Raw genomic sequence first — 18,326 nt, 5'->3', positions numbered from 1 at the left:
CCGGCCGGACCCCGAGGCCGGTCACCGACCCCGGTCGCCGGGGTCAGTGCGTGTCCTCCCAGGCGCGGTAGGCGTCCCGCACCAGCTCGACCGCCTCGTCCACGTCGTCGGTGAGGTGGAGCAGCGCGAGGTCGCGGTCGCCGACCTTGCCGCCGGCGAGCGCCGTGCCCCTGATCCAGTCGTACAGGCCGCGCCAGTACTCCGTGCCGAACATGATCACCGGGAACTTGGTGACCTTCTTGGTCTGCACCAGGGTGAGCGCCTCGAACAGCTCGTCCAGGGTGCCGAAGCCGCCGGGCAGGCAGATGAACGACTGCGCGTACTTGATGAACATCGTCTTGCGGGCGAAGAAGTAGCGGAAGTTCACGCCGAGGTCGACCCACGGGTTGAGGCCCTGCTCGAACGGCAGCTCGATGCCCAGGCCGACCGAGAGCCCGCCGGCCTCGGAGCACCCCCGGTTGACCGCTTCCATCGTGCCGGGGCCGCCGCCGGTGATGACCGCGAAGCCGGCGCGGGCCAGCGCGGCTCCCAGCTCGCGGCCCAGCGCGTACTCGGGGTGCTCGCGCGGGGTGCGGGCCGAGCCGAACACGGTGGTCGCCCTGGGCAGTTCGGCCAGCGCGCCGAAGCCCTCCACGAACTCCGCCTGGATGCGCAGCACCCGCCAGGGGTCGGTGTGGACCCAGTCGGAGGGGCCGCGGGAGTCGAGCAGGCGCTGGTCGGTGGTGGTCGGCTCGTCCCGCCGACCCCGGCGGAGCACGACCGGACCGCGGTGCTTCTCCTTCGGGCGCTCGTGGTTCTCGCTGCTGTCCGGGCGGTTGGGCTCCTCGGCGGTCATGTGTTCCACCCTAGGGGCGAATCCCCGCCGTGAGAGTCACCACTGCCGACGAGGTTGCCGACGCGTGGTCGGTGGCGGCAGGATCGACGGCGACAAGTTGAACTTTCAACTAGCTGGAGACGCACCATGAGTGAGCCGGTGAAGGTCGCCGTCGTCTACTACAGCTCCACCGGAAGCACGCACGCCCTGGCGCAGGCGGTGGCCGAGGGCGCGGAGCAGGCCGGCGCCGAGGTCCGCCTGCTGCGCGTCGCCGAACTCGCCCCGGCCGAGGCGATCGCCAGCAACCCCGCGTGGCAGCAGCACCACGACAGCGTCCGGGACCTGCCGGTGGCCACCCCGGCCGACCTCGAGTGGGCCGACGCCGTCGTGTTCGGCACCCCGACCCGGTTCGGCAACGTGGCCAGCCAGCTCAAGCAGTTCCTCGACACGCTGGGCGGCCTGTGGGCCCAGGGCAAGCTCGCCGACAAGGTCTACTCGGGCTTCGTGTCCACGGCGACCCCGCACGGCGGCCGCGAGTCGACCCTGCTCGCGCTCTACAACTCGGTGCACCACTTCGGCGGCATCCTGGTGGCCCCGGGCTACACCGACCCGGTGCAGTTCGCCACCGGCACGCCCTACGGGCCGTCGCACCACGACGCGCAGGGCGCGAACCCGATCTCCGAGGAGACCCGCGAGTCCGCCCGCTACACCGGCCGCCGGGTCGCCCGGGTGGCCGCGCAGCTCAGGGCCGGCCGCGACGCCGTCGTCGAGGGCTGACCGGATCGCCCGGATCGACAACAACGCCACACCACGCGGAACCCGTGCGGTCGGGGAGGACATTTCCCCGGCGCCGCACGGGTTTCGCGCGTCAGAGGCGGCTCGGCGGTCAGGCGCTCACGAAGCGCGCCAGGACCTCCGCGCAGCGGCGGATGTGGGCGGCGGGGACGTTCTCCTCCCGCGTGTGCGCCAGGGAGGGGTCGCCCGGACCGAAGTTCACGGCCGGCATGCCCAGCGCGGCGAACCGGGCCACGTCCGTCCACCCCAGCTTCGCCACCGGCTTCCCCCCGGCCGCCGCCGCGAACTCCTCGGCCACCGGGTGCGCCAGGCCGGGCAGGGCGCCGCCGGCCATGTCCGTCACCCGGACGTCGAAGCCGGAGAACACCTCCCGCAGGTGCGCCTCGGCCTGCTCCGGCGACCGGTCCGGGGCGAAGCGGTGGTTGACCGTCACCACGCACTCGTCCGGCACGACGTTGCTGGCGACACCGCCGCCGATCCGCACCGCCTGCAGGCCCTCGCGGTAGACGCAGCCGTCGATGTCCACCTGGCGCGCCTCGTACTCGGCGAGCCGCCGCAACACCTCGCCGGCGCCGTGGATCGCGTTGACGCCCATCCACGCGCGCGCCGTGTGCGCGCGCCGGCCGTTCGTGCTCACCTCGACCCGGATGGAGCCCTGGCAGCCCGCCTCCACGACGGCGTTCGACGGCTCGCACACCACGGCGAGGTCGCCGCGCAGCCACTCCGGCAGCTCGCGCTCGATGCGGCCCAGCCCGTTGCGCGTGGCCTCGACCTCCTCGCAGTCGTAGAAGACGAAGGTGAGGTCGTGTCGCGGCTCCGTGACGGTGGCGGCGAGGTGCAGCATCACCGCGTCGCCGCCCTTCATGTCGACGGTGCCGCAGCCGTGCAGCACCAGGTCCTCGCCCTCGCCGGTGCGCCGCAGCGGGAGGTTGTGGTTGATCGGCACGGTGTCGAGGTGGCCGGCCAGCACGACCCGGCTGTCCCGGCCCAGGTTCGTCCTGGCCAGCACCGCGTTGCCGTTCCGCACGACCTCCAGGTGCCGGGCCTGCGCGCGCAGCGCGTGCTCGACGGCGTCGGCCAACGCTGTCTCGTTGCCCGAGACGCTGGGCACGTCCACCAGGGCGGCGGTCAGCTCGACGGGATCGGCGGCGAGGTCCAGTGCCATGGTCACGAAGATGACGTTACCCACCCTGGCGCGCGAGGGGCACCGCCGGCACTACCGTTGTCCCCGTGAGCGAGGCAGCGCAGTCGCAGTACCCGGACCCGACCACGACCGGCGCGCACGGCGTCGGCCTGGCCACCGTCGCCGACGACGGCACCGTGCTCGACACCTGGTTCCCCGCGCCCAAGCTGGGCGCGCCCGAGAGCACCGGCACCGCCCAGCTGTCCGCCGAGGAGGCCGCGGCCGCCCTGGGCGAGGCCGCGGCCGGGCTGCTCGGCAGGGACGACGCCCGCGGCGTCGAGGTCGTCGCGGTGCGCGTCGGCATCGGCCGGCTGGCCGACGCCCCCACCGACGCGCACGACGTCTACCTCCGTCTGCACCTCATCTCTGGCCGCCACCTCCCGCCGCACGGCTGCAGCCTGGACGGCATCTTCGGGCTGTTGGCCAACGTGGTGTGGACCAACCACGGCCCGTGCCGGGTCGAGGGCTTCGAGGCCACCCGGCTGCGGCTGCGCGCCCGCGGCGTCGTGGCCGTCTACGGCGTGGACAAGTTCCCCCGCATGACGGACTACGTGCTGCCCAGCGGCGTGCGGATCGCCGACGCCGACCGCGTCCGGCTGGGCGCGCACCTGGCATCGGGCACCACGGTCATGCACGAGGGCTTCGTCAACTTCAACGCGGGCACGCTGGGCGCGTCCATGGTGGAGGGCCGCATCTCGGCCGGCGTGGTGGTCGGCGACGGCTCCGACGTCGGCGGCGGCGCGTCGATCATGGGCACGCTGTCCGGCGGCGGCAAGGAGATCATCTCCATCGGCGAGCGCTGCCTGCTCGGCGCCAACGCCGGCATCGGGATCTCCCTCGGCGACGACTGCGTGGTCGAGGCCGGCCTCTACGTCACCACCGGCACCAAGGTCACGCTGCCAGACGGCCGCCTGGTCAAGGCCCGCGAGCTGTCCGGCCAGTCCGGCCTGCTGTTCCGCCGCAACTCCACCACCGGCGCGGTCGAGGTCGTGACCCGCGAGGGCACCGGCATCGAGCTCAACGCCGCCCTGCACGCCAACGACTGAGCCCCCTGACCAGAGGACGGCCGCTTCCCCGCGCGGGGAGGCGGCCGTCTTCGCTCTGTCGGCGGGTTCCCAGTGCCGTTCCGGGTTCTACCGTGGGGTCATGGTCCGGGCGACCGCTCCCCACCCCACGCGCCGCCGGGTGACGATCTCGGCGGAGATGCTCGGGCTGCCCGCGACTCCCCCGGCCGCCGGCCGGCGCGCGGCGGTCACCGAGCACGTCCGCGTGGCGTTGGACCAGGGCCTGCGCGCGGTCGTCGCCCACGACCCGGGCACCCGGTCGGGTGCGGACCCGGAGGACCTGCACCAGATGCGGGTGGCGGTGCGCCGGATGCGGGCCGTGCTGCGGAGCGCCAGGAGCGCGCTCGACAAGGAATGGGCGGACAGTCTGCGCGGGGAACTGGGGTGGCTGGGACACGCGCTCGGGCCGGTCCGCGACCTCGACGTCCTCCTGGACCACCTCCGGGCCGAGGCCGCCGACTTTCCCGCGGAGGAGCGGACGGCCGTCGAACGCCTGCTCGACGGGCTGGTCGGCGAACACGAGGAGGCGCGCGGACGTCTGCTCACGGTGCTGGCCGAGGAGCGGTACCACGACCTGCTCCAGCGACTCACCGACGCCGCGACCGAACCCGTCCCCGGCTCCGGCTCCGGCTCCGGGCAGGCACTGGACCCCAACGCGCTCGTGCGTTCCGAGTACCGCTCGCTGCGCGGCCGGGTGCGTCGCGCCGGACCTCAACCTCCTGACCAGGAGCTGCACGACCTCCGGGTGCACGGCAAACGGCTGCGCTACACGGTGGAGCTGACCGCGCCGGCGCTGGGCAAACGCGCCCGACCGCTGCTCCGCGCGCTGCGGACGATGCAGGAGGTGCTCGGCGAGCACCAGGACGCCTGCGTCGCCGAGCAACGGGTGCGGTCGCTGCTGAAGAGTCTGGAGCCGGCCGCGCCCGAGGTCGCGTTCGTGGCCGGCCGCCTGGTGGAACGCGAACGGCGACGGCAGGAGGCCAGCCGCGCCCGCTGGCCCGACGCCTGGGCCGAGGTCGAACACCGCGCCCACGAGATCTGACGCCCAGTCTCGGCCCTCCCACCCGACCGAGTGACTGCCGCACGCCCGTTTCTGTCAGACCCCCGTGAGATGTTTGAGATGGGGGTTCCCCCATTACTAAGCCCTGGTGAGGGCAAGAGACTGTGTCAGCCGAGGGCCGCGGGGACTGGGCGGCGCGCGTCGGGCCTTCTTTCCCGGTTCCGTCAGAACGGGTATCCGCCGGCGGGCCACGAGCGCCGCGCCCACGGGACCCGGCGGTGGGGCCGGGCCCGTGGGCGGGCCGGTCAGCGCAGGCGTTCGACGGCCGCCGCGACGCGCTCGTCCGACGCGGTCAGCGCGACGCGGACGTGCTGGCCGCCGCCAGGGCCGTAGAAGGTGCCGGGAGCGACCAGGATGCCGCGCTCGGCGAACCAGCCCACCGTCTCCCAGGCGTCCTCACCCCGGGTCGTCCACAGGTAGAGGCCGGCCTCGGAGTGGTCCACCTTGAAGCCCGCCGCCTCCAGCGCCGGCCGGAGCCGGTCGCGGCGCGCGGCGTAGAGGGCCTTCTGGGCGGCCACGTGCTCGTCGTCGGCCAGGGCGGCGGTCATCGCCGCCTGCACCGGCCGCGGCACGATCATGCCGGCGTGCTTGCGCACGTGCAGCAGCCCGGCGACCAGGGACGGGTCGCCGGTGACGAACCCGGCCCGGTAGCCGGCGAGGTTGGACGACTTCGACAGCGAGTGGACCGCGAGCAGGCCGTCCAGCCGCCCGCCGGAGACCGACGGGTGCAGCACCGAGACCGGCTCGACCTCCCAGCCCAGCGACAGGTAGCACTCGTCGGAGGCGACCACCGCGCCCACCCGCCGGGCGGCCTCGACCGCGGCGACCAGGGCGTCCCGGGACAGCACCCGGCCGGTGGGGTTGGACGGCGAGTTCAGCCAGACCAGCGCGGTGCCCTCGGGCGGGGCCTCGCCGACGGCCAGCCGCACCACCTCGGCGCCGACCAGCCGGGCGCCGACCTCGTAGGTCGGGTAGGCCAGCTCCGGGATGGCCACGACCTGGCCGGGGCGCACCCCGAGCAGCGTCGGCAGCCAGGCGACCAGCTCCTTCGAGCCGATCGTGGGCAGCACGGCGTCGGCGGCCAGCCCGGTCACGCCGAAGCGCCGGGCCAGGGCGGCGACGGTGGCCTCCCGCAGGGCGGGCGTGCCGTGCGTCGCCGGGTAGCCCGGCTGGTCGGCGACCGACGCCAGGGCCTCCCGGACGACGGCGGGCACCGGGTCGACCGGGGTCCCCACGGACAGGTCGACCAGACCACCCTCGTGCCGCCTGGCCCGCGCGGCCTGGTCGGCCAGGGTGTCCCAGGGGAACTCCGGGAGCCGCGGCGCGGGCGGGGTCACGAGTGCTCGGCGTCCCGCTTGGGCTGCTGGGCCACGAACGGGGCGTCCGCCTTGATCTTGCCCACCTTGGAGGCGCCGCCCGGCGAGCCGATCTCGTCGAAGAAGTCGGCGTTGGCCTTGGTGTACTCGCGCCACTCGTCGGGCACGTCGTCCTCGTAGAAGATGGCCTCGACCGGGCAGACCGGCTCGCACGCGCCGCAGTCGACGCACTCGTCGGGGTGGATGTAGAGCATCCGGTCGCCCTCGTAGATGCAGTCCACGGGGCATTCCTCGATACACGCCTTGTCGAGCACGTCGACGCAGGGCTCGGCGATCACGTAGGTCACGGCAGGTCTCCTGCTCCTCATCCGCTCCGACCACGGGCAGCACCGGCTGCCGTGGCTGGCGACAGTATCCCCTCTGCCGCATCGAGATCAGTAAGCGGTGTCCCACTTCACGGGAATCACGGTACTCACCCGACAGTGACTGGACAGCATGACCAGCCAACCCCTCGCGACAGGCGCAAACAGGTCACCGGACGCGGCCGTGGTGACCGCCGGTCACCACCGCGCGAGGTCCTTCCCGGGAGCGCCGCGCGGAGGATCGCGAAGGCCCGGACGGAGGCTTCGCGGTGGGTCCGCGAGGGCGCGGCGGGGCTCGGGCAGTCGGCGTCGGTGTCAGTCACCGGACCTGCGCCGCAGGAGCTCCAGGATCGCCTCCTGCCCGGCGCGCACCGTCGCCAGGGTCCCGTTCACCTCGTCGAGCTTCGCGTCCACGGCGGCAACCCTGGCATCCACGGCAGCGACCTTGGCGTCGATCTCCGCGGAAGTCGTCCGTGTCGCCGCGGAGAGCGTTGACGACACGGATCATGCTCTGTTGGAGACTCTTGTGCTACGAGGCGTCGTGCTCGGCATCAGTGGCGAGGCGATGTGCCGCAGCCGCCTCACCCCTCGTGTCGTGCAGGCGCCGGGCGAGTTGTTCGACGCGTTCCTCGAAGACCGCGAGCCGCATCTCCAGATCGGGCTGACCGAGGTCACTCACCGTGCCAGTCTGCCCGGAGCAGGCGGACCCGGTGACAGCGGCGTGCGTCTGCTGGTTCGTCGCCGCGTCAGCTCGGAGTGGGCGCGTTCTTGCGGATCCAGGCGGCGCCGCGCTTGGCCGCGCGGCGGAGGGCGGAGCGCTCGCCGAGGTAGTTGCCGACCACGCCGATCACGGGCACCATGCCGACCGCCTGGTGGTAGAAGCGGCCCTGCGGGCGTTTGCCCAGCTCGTCGCCGAGCGACCACAGCGCGCGGCCCAGCTTCCACACGGTGCGGCCCACCGCCCTGAACGTCACCTTCCCGAACTTCCGCCGGGACTCGGTGAGGTCCTCGGTCAGCTCGGCGGTGCGCTGCTCCTCCTCGGCCGCCGCCGACTCGGCGGGGCCGGGCTCGCCGATCGGCTCGGGCTCCCCGGCCGGCTCGGGCTCCTCCACCTCCACCGTCGTCCGCCGGCGGCGCGGTCCCTCGGCGAGCTCGGGGCTGACGTCCCGGTCGAACAACACGGTGGCCAGCAGCCGGACCCGGTCGGCGACCGACAACCCGTGCTCGCCGCCGATGGCGCACAGCACCAGGCCCTGCCCTGCCACGCCCATCGCGTCCTGGACCGGCAGCCGTTGCGCCAGCGCGCCGCCCAGCCCCGGGACGGCCGCGAGCAGGGCCGTCACCCGTCCGACGCGATTCACCCACCACTCCGAGCGGTGTTCGACGTCCATCGCCGCCCACGCCGCCGTGCCGGGCACGTTCATCGACGCGAGCCCGTCGAGCAGCTTGTCGCGCAGCGTGCGGTCGACGCTCTCGGTGTCGCGGTCCGGCGTCCGGCTCCGCAACCCGAACAGGTCGGCGTCGCGCATCGCGTCGAGCAGCGGGACCGTCGCCCGCACGAACGGGCGCAGCACCGCCACCACGTGCCGGTCACTGATCGGCTCAGCCACGGTCCTTCTTCGCCGCCCTCCCGGTGTTCCCCGTGCTCCCGGTGTTCCCCTTGCTCCCGGTCCCGCCGGCGTTCCCCGGCGACGGCGACGGAGTCGGCGAAGCGCCGCCCGACGGTCGTGCGGGCACGGGGCGGCCGAGCTGGCCGCCCAGCGCCACGGCGGCGGGCAGGGCGCCGCCGGCGAACATCAGCAGCGTGCGCCAGTCGTTCACCACGACGACGTCGCCGCCTGGGCCGGCGAAGCCGATCACGGCGACGGCCAGCACCCACCCCAGCAGCGGCAGTCCCGCCACCCCGAGCGAGGGGCGCAGCGACGCCGCGGTGCGCACCAGCCAGGGCGTCGTCAGCAACGCCACGACGGCGCTGACCGGCAGCGGCCAGCTCACCACCGAGGCCGGCAGCCAGCCCGGCGCTCCGGACGGGACGAGGTCCGCCACGCGCAGGGGGAGGAACAGCAGCTCCAGGCCGGCCAGCACGATCGCGTCGGCGACCAGCACGGCCAGCAGGAGGCGGTCCCGTCCCCTCACCGCGCCCCCTGGGCGTCGGCCTCCCGGCCGCCGAAGAGCCCGCCGAACAGGTCCTGCTCGACGCCGGTCGGGTCGCCGTCGGCCAACACGTAGTACTCGTGGCCGAGCACGGGCTGGGCGATGCCGTTGGACAGGGCGTACGAGGCGACGCCCGAGCCGTCCTGCCACACGCTCACCTGGGTGGCGTGGGCGCGCAGCGCGCTGAGCTTCGCCGGCAGGTGGCCGGAGACGTCCACCGCGGTGGTGATCACCCCGTCGTCGACGACGGGCAGCTCGTCGGGCTCCGGCAGCCGGTAGGGCAGGCCCGGCACGTCGCGGAGCGCGCCCACCCCGGTGTTGGTCGCGGCCCGGCTGGCGACGGTGTGGAAGAACCGGTCGACGCCGCCCACCCGGCGCACCGCCTCGGCGGTGATCTCGTGCGCGCGGACGTGGTCGGGGTGGCCGTAGCCGCCGTCGGGGCCGTAGGTCACCACGACCTGCGGGCGGACCTCGCGCACGACGGCCTCCAGCGAGGCGACCTGCTCCTCGGGGTCGCCGGCCACGAGGGCCCTGGGGTGCTTGTTGGCGTCGACGCCGGCCATGCCGGAGTCGCGCCAGCGGCCCATCCCGCCGAGGAAACGGTGGTCGGCCACGCCCAGCGCGGCGCAGGCGGAGCGCAGCTCGCCGACGCGGTACCCGCCGAGCTGGTCGGCGTGGTCCACGGCCAGCCCCTGGAGCCCCTCCGGGATGACCTCACCCTCCTCACCGAGCGTGCACGTCACGACGGTGACGTGCACTCCGTGGGCGGCGTACCGGGCGATGGTCCCACCGGTGGTGAGGGTCTCGTCGTCGGGGTGAGCGTGCACCAGCAGCAGCCGGGGCGGGGCGGTCAGTGTCACCGGATCAGAGTAGAGCACCCCGGTGTGGGCGGGGTGTCCGCTCGCACGCCGCGCACACAAGATCATTCTTTTGTCGCAACGCCCCCTGGCGCACGGGCGCCAGGGGGCGTTGACGGGGCGGTCGCGACTACGCCACGTGGTCCCTACAGGACCTCGCGAACCTCCGCGAAGTGGCAGGCCGAGAGCGTGCCGCCGGCGCGCAGCTCCAGCTTCGGCTCCTCCGTGGCGCAGATGTCCTGCGCCTTCCAGCACCGCGTCCGGAACCGGCAGCCCGAGGGCGGGTTGACCGGGCTGGGCACGTCGCCGGTGAGGACGATGCGCTGCCGCTGCCGCTCCCGCTTCGGGTCCGGCTCGGGCACCGCGGACAGCAGCGCCTGGGTGTAGGGGTGGGTCGGCCGCAGGTAGATGTCGTCCCTCGGCCCGATCTCCACGATCTTGCCCAGGTACATCACGGCCACCCGGTCGGAGATGTGCCGCACCACCGACAGGTCGTGCGCCACGAACAGGTAGGCCAGGCCGAGCCGCTCCTGCAGCTCCTCCAGCAGGTTCACCACGCCGGCCTGCACCGAGACGTCCAGCGCGGAGACCGGCTCGTCGAGCACGATGAGCTTCGGCTCCAGCGCCAGCGCGCGGGCGATGCCGATGCGCTGCCGCTGACCGCCGGAGAACTCGTGCGCGTACCGGTTGCGGTGCTCCGGGTTGAGGCCGACGAGCTCCATCAGCTCGTTGACCTTCCGCTGGATCTCCGCGCCGCTGCCCACGCCGTGGATGCGCAGCGGCTCGGAGATGATGTCGTTGACCTGCCAGCGCGGGTTCAGCGACGCGTACGGGTCCTGGAACACGATCTGCAGGTCGCGGCGGACGCTCCTGAGCTGCTTGGTGCTGAGCTCGGTCAGCTCCCGCCCGGCGAACCGCACCGAGCCCGAGGTCGGCTTGTGCAGCTGCAGGATCGCCCTGCCGGTCGTGGACTTGCCGCAGCCGGACTCGCCGACCAGGCCCAGGGTCTCGCCGGTGTCCAGGTCGAAGCTGAGGTCGGACACGGCCTGCACCTGGCCCACGGTGCGCGGGATGATCCCGCCGCCGCGCACCGGGAAGCTCTTGACGAGGTTCCGGACTTGCAACAGCGGGCCAGCGCCCCGGTCGGAACCGGCCGGGCGGGCGGCGCTCGTGGTGGTGGTGTCGGTCGGGGTGCTCACGGGGTCGAGCCCTCCTCCTCGTGCAGCCGGGCCTCGACGTCGGCGACGGTCTCGACGACGGGCATGGCGTCGGGGTCGGCCTCGGTCAGCGCCGCCGGGTTCTCCACGACGCCGATCTCGTCGATGGCGAAGAGCTCCTGCGGCCGCTCGATCGTGGCCAGGTGCTCGGAGCGGTGGCACCGCGCGAGGTGCCGCGACGCCCCGACCTCGGCCAGCGCCGGCTCGGACTCGTGGCAGACGTCGATCGCCAGCGGGCAGCGCGGCGAGAACGCGCAGCCGGTCGGCAGGTTGACCAGCGACGGCGGCGTGCCCTTGATCGGGGTCAGCCGCTTGCCGAGCAGGGCCGGGTTGGGGATCGAGCCGAGCAGACCCACGGTGTAGGGCATCCGCGGCCCCTCGAAGACCTCCTCGACCCCGCCGGACTCCACGACGGTGCCGCCGTACATCACCTGCACGCGGTCCACCATGCCGGCCACGACGCCCAGGTCGTGGGTGATCATCATGATCGCGGCGCTCGTCTCGTCCCTGATCCGCAGCAGCGTCTCCAGGATCTGCGCCTGCACCGTGACGTCCAGCGCGGTGGTCGGCTCGTCGGCGATGATCAGCTCCGGGTCGTTGATGATCGACATCGCGATCACCACCCGCTGCCGCATGCCGCCGGAGAACTCGTGCGGGTACTGGTCGGCCCGCCGGTCCGGCTGCGGGATGCCGACCAGCTCCAGCGCCTCGACCGCCTTGGCCTTGGCCGCCTTCTTGGAGACGTCGTGGTGCGCCCGGTACGCCTCGGCGAGCTGCCAGCCCACGGTGTAGACCGGGTTCAGCGAGGTCATCGGGTCCTGGAAGATCATGGCGATCTTGTTGCCCCTGACCGGCCGCATCTGCTTGTAGGTGCGGCCGACCAGCTCCTCGCCCCGGAACTTGATGGACCCGGTGACCTTCGCCGACTTCGGCAGCAGGCCCATGATCGCCATGGACGACACGGACTTGCCGGAGCCGGACTCGCCCACGATGCCGAGCACCTCGCCCGGCGCCAGGGAGAACGTGACCCCGCGCACCGCGCGCACGTTGCCGTCGTCGGTCGGGAACGTGACCGAGAGGTCCTCGACGGTCAGCATCTTCTCGGTTGCCTCGGCCATCACGCACGCACCTTCGTCTGCCTCGGGTCGAACGCGTCCCGCAGGCCGTCGCCGATGAAGTTGATCGTCAACGAGATCAGCACGATCACCAGGAACGGCCCCCAGAACAGCCAGGGCCGCTGCACGACCTGCGGGTAGTTCTCGGACACGATCACACCGAGCGAGGTGTCGGGCAGCTGCACGCCCAGGCCGATGAACGACAGGCCGGCCTCGGCCAGCACCGCGGTGGCGACGGTGAGCGTGGCGTTCACGGTGATGCTGCCGATCATGTTCGGCACCAGGTGCTTGAAGATGATCCGCCAGGTGCCGGCGCCGCACGCCCGCGCCGCCTCGACGAACTCCCGCTGGGCCAGCGACAGCGTCTCGGCGCGGGTGATCCGGGCGATCTGCATCCAGTGGAACAGGGCGAGCACCAGGGCCACCATGTACCAGCTGCCGGACACGGTCCGGATGATGATCGCGGCGACCGCGATGTAGGGCAGGATCAGCAGCAGGTCGACCAGCCGCATGACGGTGGCGTCGACGAACCCGCGCAGGTAGCCGGCGAGCGCGCCGAGCACCACGCCCATGGCGGTGGCCAGCAGCGACACGACGAGCGCGATCTCGATGGAGTACTGGGTGCCGCGCATGAGCAGCGCCAGCATGTCCTTGCCGACCTCGGTGGTGCCCAGCGGGTGGGCACCGCTCGGCGCGAGGTAGGACCCGCTGCTGCTGTCCTCGTAGCTGAAGCTCCAGAACAGCGGCCCGGCGAAGGCGAACAGCACGAGCAGCACCAGCACGGCGAAGCTGGTCATCGCCAGCCGGTGGCGCAGGAACCGGCGCAGCACGATCTGACCCTGGGTGCGGGTCTTGGCGCTGTCGAACTCGTGGCCCGATCCGGCCCTCCCGGCCGCCGTGGCGGAGGCGGGACGAGGCCCGGGCGTGGTGGGAGTGGTCACGTCAGCCAAGGCGGATCCTCGGGTCGAGGTAGGCGTACAGGACATCGGCCACCAGGTTGAAGACCACAACCGAGATGGCCACCACGACCAGCCAGCCCATCAGCATGTTCGGGTCGTACTGACGGACGGCGGAGACCAGCACGGAGCCCATGCCGTTCCAGCCGAACACCTGCTCGGTCATGATCGCGCCGGTGAACACCTGGCCGACGTTGAGCGCGGCGAGGGTGACCACCGGGATCAGCGCGTTGCGGAAGGCGTGCCGGAAGATGACCCGGCCCTGGGACAGGCCCTTGGCCCGAGCGGTGCGGACGTAGTCGGAGTGCAGGGTCTCCAGCATGGAGGCCCGCTGGAACCGGCTGTAGGCCGCGAAGCTGATCAACATGAGGCTCAGCGTCGGCAGCAGGAAGGTGCCGGAGTACTTGAAGATCACTTCGCCGAAGCCGCCGGAGAAACCGCCGGTGGGCGGGCCGGCGGTGGTGAGCCAGCGGTCGGCGCCCATCGAGGTCAACAGGTTGTTGAACTGGATGCCGTAGCTCTTGAGGATGATCGCGACGCAGAACACCGGCATCGAGAAGGCCAGGAAGGCCAGGCTCGTCGCGGTGTAGTCGAAGATCGAGTACTGGCGCACGGCGGCCAGCACGCCGACCGCGACGCCGAGCACCAGCGCGAGCAGCTGGGCGAAGATCACGAGCTGGGCGGTGACCCACAGCGCGTCGGTCACGACGGTGTAGACGTCGGCCCTGGCCTGGCCGAGGGCGACGCTGGTGCCCCAGTCGCCCTGGACGAAGCTAGTCAGCCAGTCCCAGTAGCGGACGAGGATCGGCTTGTCCACGCCGAGGGACTGGGCCAGCGCCTGGACGTCGGCCTCGGTGACGCCCGGCTTGGCGCGCAGCTCGGAGAGCGGGTCGCCCAGCGAGGCCACGAGGACGAAGGACAGGAACGTGCCGACGAGCAGGATCGGTATGGAGATCAGCAGGCGGCGGATGATGTAGCGGATCACGACGAACTCCTCGATGGGCCCGGTGCCTCGCTGGGGCCGGCGCGGGGTCCCCCTGCCACGCCGACGGTACGCCCGGATCGACGGGCCACCATCGGCGGGAGGGGGCCGGACCCCGCGGGTCCGGCCCCCTCCGGCGGCATCAGGTCGGCGGCCTCCCCCGCCCGGACGTCCGGGCGTCGGGAGGGGCCGTCCCCCGCGGCAACCCGGTGCGGGTGTCCCCGCGAGCTACCGGGTGGCCGGGTCGACTACGACGTCTTCTGCCACTCGTTGGCGTTCCACAGGGCACCGAAGTAGCTCTGGTGCCACACGCGGTCGACGCCCTTGAAGGCCCACATGTTCGGCGTCTGGAACAGCGGCAGCGACGCGTACTCCTCGGACAGCGCCTTGTCCGCCTCCTTGTACAGCGGGATGGCGGCGGCCGGGTCGGTCTGCGTCACGGCCTTGTCGAGGGCGGCGTCGGCGGCGGGGCTGACGACCTTCTGCCAGTTCTGCGTGCCGGCCGAGTGGTAGATCGGCTTCTTGTCCGCCTTGAACGGGGCGCCGGACCAGGCGAACAGGGCGATGTCGTAGTCGCCCTTGTCCACGCGGCCGTCGAGGAAGTTCGGGTCGGTGTCGTCCTTGACCTCGATGCCCGCGGCCTTGGCCTGGCCCATCAGGATCTCGACGGTCTTCTTGCGCCGCGGGATGTCGGTGTGGCTGACCTTGAGGCTCAGCCGCTGGCCGTCCTTGGCGTAGACGCCGTCGCCACCCAGCTTCCAGCCGGCGGCCTCCAGGATCTTCTTGGCCTCGTCCGCGCTGCCCTTGGACTTGTCCGAGTAGTGGTCCTGGTAGCCGTCCTCACCCGGGTAGAAGATCAGGCTGCCCATCGGCTTGGCGTCCTTGACGACCGGGCCGACCAGCTTGTCCGTGATGTCCTTGCGGTTGACCGCCATGAAGAAGGCCTTGCGGACCTCCTTGTCGGACAGCAGCGGGTTCCGGAAGTTCAGGTCCAGGTGCTCGAAGGTCAGGCCCTGCTCCGAGCCGTACTTCACGCCCTGCGAGTTCAGGTTGCGCAGCCGGTCGGCCGCGTTGGCGTCGGGCTGCATCGAGGCCAGGATCTGGTTCTCGCCGTTCTCCAGCGCCTGCGCCTGCGCCACCGAGTCCGGGACCGACTTGACGACGATCTTGTCCGGGCCGCCCTTGGGGCCGGGCCACTTCGGGTTGCGCTCCAGCGTGATCGACTGGTTCTGCTTCCAGTCCGTGATCATGTACGGGCCGGAGGCCGGCATGAGGTCCTTGGTGAAGCCCTTCCACCCGGTGTTCCAGAAGGTGGCGATCTTCTCCAGGGACGCGGCGTCGGTCGGGGTGACCTTCAGCAGGTCGGGGATGCCGGCCTGCTTCTCGACGATGTGCGCGGGCAGCGGACCGGTGTCACCGCCGCCGAACAGGCCCTTGTAGTCCGGGTAGTTCTCGGCGTAGGTGGTGACGACCGTCTGCGGGTCCGGGCAGGCCAGCTCGGCGATCTTCTCGTAGCCGCTGGTCGAGGCGGGCAGGAAGTAGCTGCTGCCGTCCGCCTTCTTCGACTTGCCGCTGCGGCTCAGCCAGGTGAGGTAGAAGTCCTTGCAGCCCCAGGGCGCGCCGTCGGACCAGGTCAGGCCCTTCTTGAGCTTGTAGGTCACCTTCTGCGGGTTGGTGGCGACCTCGACCGACTCGACGACGTCCTTGTTGAGGATGACCTTCTGGTTGCCGTCGACCTTGTAGGTGGCCGCCAGCACCGGGGTCAGGATGAACGTGTTGTACGAGTTGTTCGCGTCAGCCGTCTCGTTGTTGTAGGACGTGAACGGCTTGTCCGTCGACACTGAGATCGTGCCCGCAGAGGACAACCCATCCGGCGAGGTGTAGGTGAGCTCCTTCTCGTTCTCACCCTTCGCCACCGCCATGGCGGCCACGTCGGCGTCGCCACCGGTACCGCTGCCACCACCGCCGCCGCAGGCGCTCAGTGCCAGGGCTGCGCCCGACACCAGAGCGACCGCGGAGACGAACTTCGTTCTCCTCATCGACACGTGCCCTCCTAGCACGGGGCATGGGCTGCCGGAGCCGGCGCCCTCTCACCCGTAAACACAGTTGACGCACCATGCTTCCTCGACCGGTGCGCCGTGGCTGCACGGTAGGAAGCGCCGATGCGGCAGGTCACTGGTCGATGGGGGATCGTGACCAAAGGGTGACCCATTCATAGCAACGAGCGACGCGGTGACTACCGAACGGACACGTTCGATTGTCGAACGGGTGAGCGAACGCCGGCCGGGGCCCCGGCCGACCGGGTCAGCGGGGCTTGCGCCGCCACTGCGCGGCGTTGGCGAACGGCGTCGCCAGCGGCGGGCCCTCCGCCACGTTGACCGCCTCCGGCCGGGTTACGAGCACGTCGGTGAGCTGGAACAACGGGATCGCCACCGACTGCTGCCACAGCACCGGCTCCACCCTGCCCAGCGCGTCGGCGAGCGGGGTCGCCCCGGTCAGCGCCGCCTCGATGACGGGCTGGAGCGCCGGGTCGCAGAAGCCGGCCGGGTTCGGCGGCGACTGCTGGGAGCCGCCGGGCAGCTCGACCCGGCAGCCGAAGGCCGAGGCGAGCGCGGTCGCGCCGTCCCCGCCCACCGGGCGGGGCACGAGGGCGATGTCCACGACCTGGTCGGCGCCGCTGCCGGCGTCCCCGGCGAGGAGCTGGCCGAACAGCCGGTCCGGGTCCACCGCGATGACCCTGGCCTCGATGCCGGCCGCCGCGAGCTGCCGCTGCGCCAGCGCCGCCAGCGCCGGGTACGGCTCCTGCTTCTCCGGGGCGGCGATGACCAGGCTCAGCGGCTGGTTGTCCCGGATCCAGGTGCCGGCGGTCCTGGTGTAGCCGGCCTCGGTCAGCAGCCGCCGCACCGCCTCGGGGTCGGGTCGCACGGGCACCCCGGCGGCCGGCGCGGTGGCCGCGTACGCCGGCGCGGAGGGCGGCAGCACCTGGGCGTTGGCCACGAGGTCGGCGCCGGGTCCGCCGCCGGTCCCGGCCGCGATCAGCGCCGGCCGGTCCAGCGCCGCCGCCACCGCGGCCCGCACCTTGGCGTCTGCCAGCCGGGGGCTGCTCGGGCGCAGCAGCACCTGCGCCACGGTCGCTCTCGGCACGACGCCCAGGCGCACGCCGGTCAGGGCGCGCATCGTGTTCATCGAGATGGCGTCGGCGCGCAGCAGCGCGGCCTGGTCGTCGCCGCTGTCGACCGCGCGGGCCAGGCCGCCGTGGTCGGCGGCGCGCAGCACGATGCGCTCCAGCGCGGCCGGCCGGTCCCAGTAGCGGTCGTTGCGCTCCAGCACGATCTCGCCGCGCCCGCGGTCCAGCGAGTTCAGGCTGAACGGGCCACCGGAGGTCGGGTAGCTGTCGGCCAGCGCCCTGGCCCAGCCGCCCGGCGCGTCCTTGAGCAGGTGCGCGGGCAGCAGGTTGCTGAACAACGACCGCCAGCCCGGGTAGGGCTTGGTGAACACGACCTCGACGGTCTTGCCGCCCCCCCGGGAGTTGACCTTGTTGATGAGCCGGTAGCCGGCGGGGTCGGCCACCCCGGGCTCCGAGCGCATCCGCTCGTACAGGTAGACGAAGTCCTCGGCCGCGATCGGCGCGCCGTCGGACCAGGACGCCTCGTGCCGCAGGGTGTAGGTCACCGTGAACGGCTCGCTGCGGGTGACCTCGGCCGAGGTCATCAGGGTGCGGTCGAGCTGGGGGACACCGTCGGGGCCCGGCCGGAACGCCGAGGGCAGCATGAGCTGGGCCAGCACGGTGGCGGTCCGGTTCTGGTCGGCCAGCGCGTGCGGGTTGAGCCCGCCGGAGCCGACCGCGTCCACGCCGAGCACGAGCTCGTTGACCTCGGGGGACTTGGACGGCGACGTCTGGGCCACCGGGGAGGTCACCAGCGGTGGCGGCGGGGTGTTGCTGCACCCCGTCCCGACGGCCAGGGTCACGGCGGCCAGTCCGGCCACCGCCACCAGCGGCAGCCGGCGTACCCGCGGCGTCACGCGCCTCTCTCGGCGCCGTTCTGGCTGGGCGGACGGGCCCACGCGGACAGACCTCCCTGGATCCTCGCCGCGCCGACGGGGAGCCCGTCGGCGGCGCGCCTCGACTGGGGTGACGCTGGCCGGTCCGTCGCCGGCGGGGGCGCCCGGCAACGAGGTTGCCAGACTCCCCGTGACCACCACCCACCGGGACGGTGATCTCACGACGACCACACGCACCGCCCGGTGATGGACGTGGCCACCCTCACCCGGGTTCCGTCATCCGAACCGGTGAGATCGGGCGCACTCGGCGACAGCGCGTCGCCGTCGGGGGCGGACGCCGCCGACCCCGAACCCGATCCCGACCTCGCCTCGCCTGGCCTCGCGGAGCGGAACACCGGCAGGCACTCGGCGGCGGCCCAGGTGAGCGCGGCGCGAACGGGGTGGTGCGC

17 protein-coding genes are annotated in these 18,326 nt (G+C 72.5%); 3 read left to right on the top strand and 14 right to left on the bottom strand.

What is annotated here, in order from left to right:
- Positions 1 to 43 precede the first annotated feature (43 nt).
- Positions 44 to 835, bottom strand: a complete 792-nt coding sequence (locus BUE43_RS23615; protein WP_073487037.1) for an LOG family protein — start codon at positions 833 to 835, stop codon at positions 44 to 46.
- A 126-nt stretch (positions 836 to 961) separates the two neighbouring features.
- Between BUE43_RS23615 and wrbA the strand changes: the two genes are divergently transcribed.
- On the top strand, positions 962 to 1,591 hold the full coding sequence (gene wrbA, locus BUE43_RS23610; protein WP_073487035.1) for an NAD(P)H:quinone oxidoreductase: 630 nt from the start codon (positions 962 to 964) through the stop codon (positions 1,589 to 1,591).
- Between the two features lie 109 nt (positions 1,592 to 1,700).
- On the opposite strand, the gene dapE is transcribed toward wrbA, so the two are convergent.
- Positions 1,701 to 2,774, bottom strand: a complete 1,074-nt coding sequence (gene dapE, locus BUE43_RS23605) for a succinyl-diaminopimelate desuccinylase (protein ID WP_073487434.1) — start codon at positions 2,772 to 2,774, stop codon at positions 1,701 to 1,703.
- Positions 2,775 to 2,839: 65 nt separating this feature from the next.
- On the opposite strand from dapE, the gene dapD reads away from it, so the two are divergent.
- Both dapD and BUE43_RS23595 read left to right on the top strand, forming a co-directional pair.
- The gene (gene dapD, locus BUE43_RS23600) at positions 2,840 to 3,838 is read left to right on the top strand and encodes a 2,3,4,5-tetrahydropyridine-2,6-dicarboxylate N-succinyltransferase (protein WP_073487032.1); all 999 of its coding nucleotides are present in this window, start codon (positions 2,840 to 2,842) and stop codon (positions 3,836 to 3,838) included.
- A gap of 100 nt (positions 3,839 to 3,938) precedes the next feature.
- Positions 3,939 to 4,898, top strand: coding sequence for a CHAD domain-containing protein (locus BUE43_RS23595; RefSeq protein ID WP_073487030.1), 960 nt, complete (start codon positions 3,939 to 3,941; stop codon positions 4,896 to 4,898).
- Between the two features lie 263 nt (positions 4,899 to 5,161).
- On the opposite strand, the gene dapC is transcribed toward BUE43_RS23595, so the two are convergent.
- The 12 genes from dapC to BUE43_RS23535 form a co-directional block, all read right to left on the bottom strand.
- Positions 5,162 to 6,253 (bottom strand): succinyldiaminopimelate transaminase, encoded by a 1,092-nt coding sequence (dapC, locus tag BUE43_RS23590; protein WP_073487027.1) that lies wholly within the window; start codon positions 6,251 to 6,253, stop codon positions 5,162 to 5,164.
- Positions 6,250 to 6,579 carry a ferredoxin gene (gene fdxA / locus BUE43_RS34785; RefSeq protein ID WP_073487025.1) on the bottom strand — a complete coding sequence of 110 codons (330 nt, stop codon included), beginning with the start codon at positions 6,577 to 6,579 and terminating at the stop codon, positions 6,250 to 6,252. The genes dapC and fdxA overlap by 4 nt, the downstream gene beginning before the upstream one ends.
- 544 nt (positions 6,580 to 7,123) lie before the next feature.
- On the bottom strand, positions 7,124 to 7,273 hold the full coding sequence (locus BUE43_RS34350) for a hypothetical protein (protein ID WP_159447781.1): 150 nt from the start codon (positions 7,271 to 7,273) through the stop codon (positions 7,124 to 7,126).
- Between the two features lie 67 nt (positions 7,274 to 7,340).
- Entirely contained in the window at positions 7,341 to 8,204 is an 864-nt protein-coding gene (locus tag BUE43_RS23575) for a hypothetical protein (protein WP_073487021.1), read from the bottom strand.
- Positions 8,197 to 8,730, bottom strand: coding sequence for a hypothetical protein (locus tag BUE43_RS23570; protein ID WP_073487018.1), 534 nt, complete (start codon positions 8,728 to 8,730; stop codon positions 8,197 to 8,199). The genes BUE43_RS23575 and BUE43_RS23570 overlap by 8 nt, the downstream gene beginning before the upstream one ends.
- A complete protein-coding gene (mshB, locus tag BUE43_RS23565) occupies positions 8,727 to 9,608 on the bottom strand; it encodes an N-acetyl-1-D-myo-inositol-2-amino-2-deoxy-alpha-D-glucopyranoside deacetylase (RefSeq protein ID WP_073487431.1) in 882 nt (293 codons plus the stop codon). The genes BUE43_RS23570 and mshB overlap by 4 nt, the downstream gene beginning before the upstream one ends.
- A 143-nt stretch (positions 9,609 to 9,751) precedes the next feature.
- Positions 9,752 to 10,732 carry an ABC transporter ATP-binding protein gene (locus BUE43_RS23560; RefSeq protein ID WP_234995897.1) on the bottom strand — a complete coding sequence of 327 codons (981 nt, stop codon included), beginning with the start codon at positions 10,730 to 10,732 and terminating at the stop codon, positions 9,752 to 9,754.
- 68 nt (positions 10,733 to 10,800) lie between these two features.
- On the bottom strand, positions 10,801 to 11,940 hold the full coding sequence (locus BUE43_RS23555; protein WP_073487428.1) for an ABC transporter ATP-binding protein: 1,140 nt from the start codon (positions 11,938 to 11,940) through the stop codon (positions 10,801 to 10,803).
- Positions 11,940 to 12,887: an ABC transporter permease gene (locus tag BUE43_RS23550; RefSeq protein WP_234995877.1), complete on the bottom strand. Its 948-nt coding sequence runs from the start codon at positions 12,885 to 12,887 to the stop codon at positions 11,940 to 11,942. Before BUE43_RS23550 ends, BUE43_RS23555 begins: the two co-directional genes overlap by 1 nt.
- The gene (locus BUE43_RS23545; protein WP_073487011.1) at positions 12,880 to 13,878 is read right to left on the bottom strand and encodes an ABC transporter permease; all 999 of its coding nucleotides are present in this window, start codon (positions 13,876 to 13,878) and stop codon (positions 12,880 to 12,882) included. Before BUE43_RS23545 ends, BUE43_RS23550 begins: the two co-directional genes overlap by 8 nt.
- 245 nt (positions 13,879 to 14,123) lie before the next feature.
- Positions 14,124 to 15,914, bottom strand: coding sequence for an ABC transporter family substrate-binding protein (locus BUE43_RS23540; RefSeq protein ID WP_073487426.1), 1,791 nt, complete (start codon positions 15,912 to 15,914; stop codon positions 14,124 to 14,126).
- A 265-nt stretch (positions 15,915 to 16,179) separates the two neighbouring features.
- Positions 16,180 to 17,898: an ABC transporter family substrate-binding protein gene (locus BUE43_RS23535; RefSeq protein ID WP_234995876.1), complete on the bottom strand. Its 1,719-nt coding sequence runs from the start codon at positions 17,896 to 17,898 to the stop codon at positions 16,180 to 16,182.
- Positions 17,899 to 18,326 lie beyond the last annotated feature (428 nt).

The sequence above is a fragment of the Streptoalloteichus hindustanus genome (assembly GCF_900129375.1).
In the GTDB taxonomy this organism is placed as follows: domain Bacteria; phylum Actinomycetota; class Actinomycetes; order Mycobacteriales; family Pseudonocardiaceae; genus Streptoalloteichus; species Streptoalloteichus hindustanus.
Note: the sequence above shows the minus strand (reverse complement) of the source record. Positions and strands in the feature narration are given on the sequence as shown.

Coding starts and splice junctions, on each gene's coding strand:
- BUE43_RS23615 (WP_073487037.1), bottom strand. CDS start 835: ATGACCGCCGAGGAGCCCAACCGCCCGGACAGCAGCGAGAACCACGAG.
- wrbA (WP_073487035.1), top strand. CDS start 962: ATGAGTGAGCCGGTGAAGGTCGCCGTCGTCTACTACAGCTCCACCGGA.
- dapE (WP_073487434.1), bottom strand. CDS start 2,774: ATGGCACTGGACCTCGCCGCCGATCCCGTCGAGCTGACCGCCGCCCTG.
- BUE43_RS23595 (WP_073487030.1), top strand. CDS start 3,939: ATGGTCCGGGCGACCGCTCCCCACCCCACGCGCCGCCGGGTGACGATC.
- BUE43_RS23555 (WP_073487428.1), bottom strand. CDS start 11,940: ATGGCCGAGGCAACCGAGAAGATGCTGACCGTCGAGGACCTCTCGGTC.
- BUE43_RS23540 (WP_073487426.1), bottom strand. CDS start 15,914: ATGAGGAGAACGAAGTTCGTCTCCGCGGTCGCTCTGGTGTCGGGCGCA.